This is a genomic window from Zoogloea oleivorans (genome assembly GCF_008107625.1).
Lineage (GTDB): Bacteria > Pseudomonadota > Gammaproteobacteria > Burkholderiales > Rhodocyclaceae > Zoogloea > Zoogloea oleivorans.
This window is the reverse complement of sequence record NZ_SDKK01000018.1, coordinates 86,561-89,816: the sequence shown is the minus strand read 5'-3', so window position 1 is coordinate 89,816 and position 3,256 is coordinate 86,561. Positions and strand designations below refer to the sequence as shown.

Genomic DNA, 3,256 nt, shown 5'->3' with positions numbered 1-3,256 from the left:
GGGACAGGGACGACGCTCACGACATTGAAGATGCTCCCGTTTTTAACTTCAACAAAGCCGCCGGTAGCGAGCTCACCACTATGTGGAAAAGATGCAACTTTCCGATAGGTAATGGAGTACGTGATGTTCGGAGTGGGGGCCTCTCCCGGATAGGCAATCGCTACCAACTGATCAAAAGTCACGTGATCATTTGCAACCTTTGTCTCATGGCCGTTGACCACGATCTCCATCTTTGGATTGCGCTTGGGCGCATTTTCAAAGTGTTCGACCCCCTGAGGGGTGAGGTCAACCTCGTCCTCGATTTCGATTTGGCGATCTTCTCCACCACGGATTACTAGGAAAACAGCTTCGTTCGTGTGCGGTTTCGAAAGCTCATACAGAATGGAGCCAGTGATGATCGGCATGCCCCACGTAACCTGACTCCCATTTACTGTCAGTTTGAATTCCCGGTCAGCGTGGAATGCCACAAAACGTTCAACACCGTTGCGGCGTAGATCAATGGGCTCATCCAGCCGTACGTCTTCAAAATCCCCGGTGTCGAGGATCGCATACAGACTGTAGTCATCATTGGTCCTCAATCCTGCAGCAGCCAGAATTTGCCTCCCCAAGGGGACCGGATCGTTCATCACGAACTCGACAAAGGCCAGGCTGTCCTGAGCAACCTGTATCTTGTAGTGGTCAGGACGGTGTGCAACTTCGCCGAGAGGAGTATGAATTTCGCTCATGCTTAATAATCTTTCAAAAGTACGATGCGTTTGCATCTGGTTAAATGATCCTGTTTAACTCCGGTGTAACTAAAGTCAACCAGAGCAACCCGGATCGTACTCTTAGATTCAGGTTAAAGCAAGCTGTTTAAGGAGATTTATCGTATTGCAGAGTATGTGTACTCGATGCCTCCAGAGTCCGCAATGTCCTCTTGACGAAGCAGATACCCATCCGTCACAAGTTTTTTGAGGCGTGTGCTTGCGTTTGGTACGGAGAGGCCTAGATCGGTTGCCACTTGAGCGGTACTGACCTTGCGATGACGCAGCACGTAATCAAGAAGATCACTCGCCGATGAACTGATGTCGGGGCCTATCACCTCAAATGACTCTTCGGAATGCCAGATTACTAGAGGTTGTTGTTTAGCTTGGGCAGCGTATTTCCAGTTGTCCACCAAGTCGCGATCGCTAAGATCGGTTAGGTAGAACCAACGTTGTCCTCTGAAATACTTGGCTGCAGCAACGACACTCTCGCGCGGGAAAGAGGCATCAGTGGCAACGATCCCGGCCAGCGAAATACCAAAGACCATCGTGCGTGGGGCCGCATCCACAATGTCGGACAGGGCTCGGAACACAGCTTTCCCTTGGAAGTTTCCGAAAGGGTGCGAATTTTTCGTCAAGTCCAACAGGCGGATCTGGACGCTGGATGAAGTCTGGTTCATTTTAACAGTTTAACGAGAAAGCGTTCAGACAGTCAACTCAAAATTAAAGCAAATATGCGTTCCACGCATCTTCCGTAGGTTCAACCGATGTTCAAACTCCAGTGCCCCTGCACGATAGTGAATCATTACTTCGAACGTTTCCTGGCGCACGCTGATGCTAGCGTTGAACTTGTTTGCGAAATCCCCAGCACGTTTGAGGCCAAGCCCTCGACCATCATCTTGCATACGGCTCAATTGGCCATGCGAGAATATATATTCAATCAAGGCGACGCCTAAATTTTTGCCCGAACATCCAAGCTGTTGCCGCATCTCAGTGTCAAGAGTGGGTAACAGCGTCCCGACAATCCCATTTCCAGCATCTGAAAAAACGGTACGAATGTGTGGGCGAGACCCCTTCTTGTAAAGCTGCAGTGCCGCGAAACCGGGTATGGGGGACTCCGAATGTTCATGTACATTGTCAAAGAGTTCACCGAGAATCGTCAGCACTCCAACGGTATGGGTAGAGCCCGCACATTGCTCGAAGCTGCGTTGCAGACGCCGTGGAGTTTCATCATCCCGCTCCTCCATGTTGATGGGAGCAAGTTCGACTACGCCGGTGTTTTCTCCTCTGTAAGCAGTAGCACGTGATGTTTTCGGACGCTTTGGTTGCACAATAACTTTGCCATCTAAATGGTCGAAAAATCCAATCCGACTTAGATAGCTAGATGTTGACGGGCAGTCGTCGAAATCAATGGTTACAAACTTTCCGATTCCGACAAGCTGATTGCAGAGTGCGAGCAAACGTGCCATCGCATCCAGCAGCAATGAAGTGTCTGGCGAGAACTTAAAAACAATGATCTTATGACTGGACTCAAGCGGAGACTCAACTGAGCAAAGAGTTGTCTCAAGCTGGTCCGTTGTTAGCCACCTCGTTTTTGGAAACTCAATCAAAAGCTTATGGGGTTGGATCAGAGACCACTGATACGCGTCATTTTGCACAAAAACTTCCAAATGTTGATGCAGAAGTGCGCTGATGACCGAGCGCTCTATACCAAGACGCTTTGCTATGTCTTTGGCTTTCAGTGGCTGGTTTAGCCGCAAGACTCTTTGTATTTCTTCTACCATAGTGGGACCTGCACTATGCCGTGCGACGGCTTGTCTGAATGGTATGGCTTTTACCTTCACGCGAGGCTTCGAAACTTCTTAGACGAACGATTATAGCTGGGAGACTGACTTGTCATGTCAGTCATGACCGGCCCCCTGCAACAGAATAGTTGCCGGTTCGATTTGCTTCGGGGTGTGACTATCGTACAAATTTCCGGGAAAGGCCTTGGCTCCGACTATCAGGTTACCCTTCTCGGTTGTAGCAACGCTAACAGGCCGATGCAAAACCCAGTGAACGATCAGGCCACCCGCCTGTCCTAGCCATATCCCCGAACCCCAGGCAGAACAACGATGCGCGGCGAAGTCGATCCCCAGTCCTCGATGTTTCACTATTTCTCGGTCGCGTCCCGGATTCCGGCTGATCACCCGTTGCGTCGGGTGAAGAAACTGGCCGAGTCGGCACTGTCCGCCATTTCTGCGGAACTCGACGGCCTTTACGCCAGGACGGGGCGCCCTTCGATTCCGCCGGAGCGACTGCTCAAGGCCCAATTGCTGATTGCCTTCTACTCGGTGCGCTCCGACAGGTTGTTCTGCGAGCAACTCGATTACAACCTGCTGTTCCGCTGGTTTCTCGATCTGGACCTGGAGTCGGGCGGACTCGATCAATCGAACTTCAGCCGCCTGCGCGAGCGCCTGGTGGAAACCGACATCGCCCGACGCTTCTTCGACGAGGTGGTGCGTCTGGCCCGC

4 protein-coding genes are annotated in these 3,256 nt (G+C 51.4%); 1 reads left to right on the top strand and 3 read right to left on the bottom strand.

Annotation, left to right across the window (positions count from 1 at the left end):
- The 3 genes from ETQ85_RS18340 to ETQ85_RS18330 all read right to left on the bottom strand — a co-directional run.
- Window positions 1–725 (bottom strand): multiubiquitin domain-containing protein (locus ETQ85_RS18340; RefSeq protein WP_148580538.1); only part of this gene is annotated, 725 nt, incomplete at its 3' end.
- A 137-nt stretch (window positions 726–862) separates the two neighbouring features.
- A complete protein-coding gene (locus ETQ85_RS18335) occupies window positions 863–1,423 on the bottom strand; it encodes a MarR family transcriptional regulator (protein WP_148580530.1) in 561 nt (186 codons plus the stop codon).
- Between the two features lie 24 nt (window positions 1,424–1,447).
- Entirely contained in the window at window positions 1,448–2,587 is a 1,140-nt protein-coding gene (locus ETQ85_RS18330) for an ATP-binding protein (protein WP_148580529.1), read from the bottom strand.
- Window positions 2,588–2,857: 270 nt separating this feature from the next.
- Between ETQ85_RS18330 and ETQ85_RS18325 the strand changes: the two genes are divergently transcribed.
- A partial coding sequence (locus ETQ85_RS18325; protein WP_148580537.1) for a transposase occupies window positions 2,858–3,256 on the top strand: 399 nt, incomplete at its 3' end.

Bases quoted from the DNA above. Each gene is read 5' to 3' on its own strand.
- ETQ85_RS18335 (WP_148580530.1), bottom strand. From the start codon at position 1,423: ATGAACCAGACTTCATCCAGCGTCCAGATCCGCCTGTTGGACTTGACG.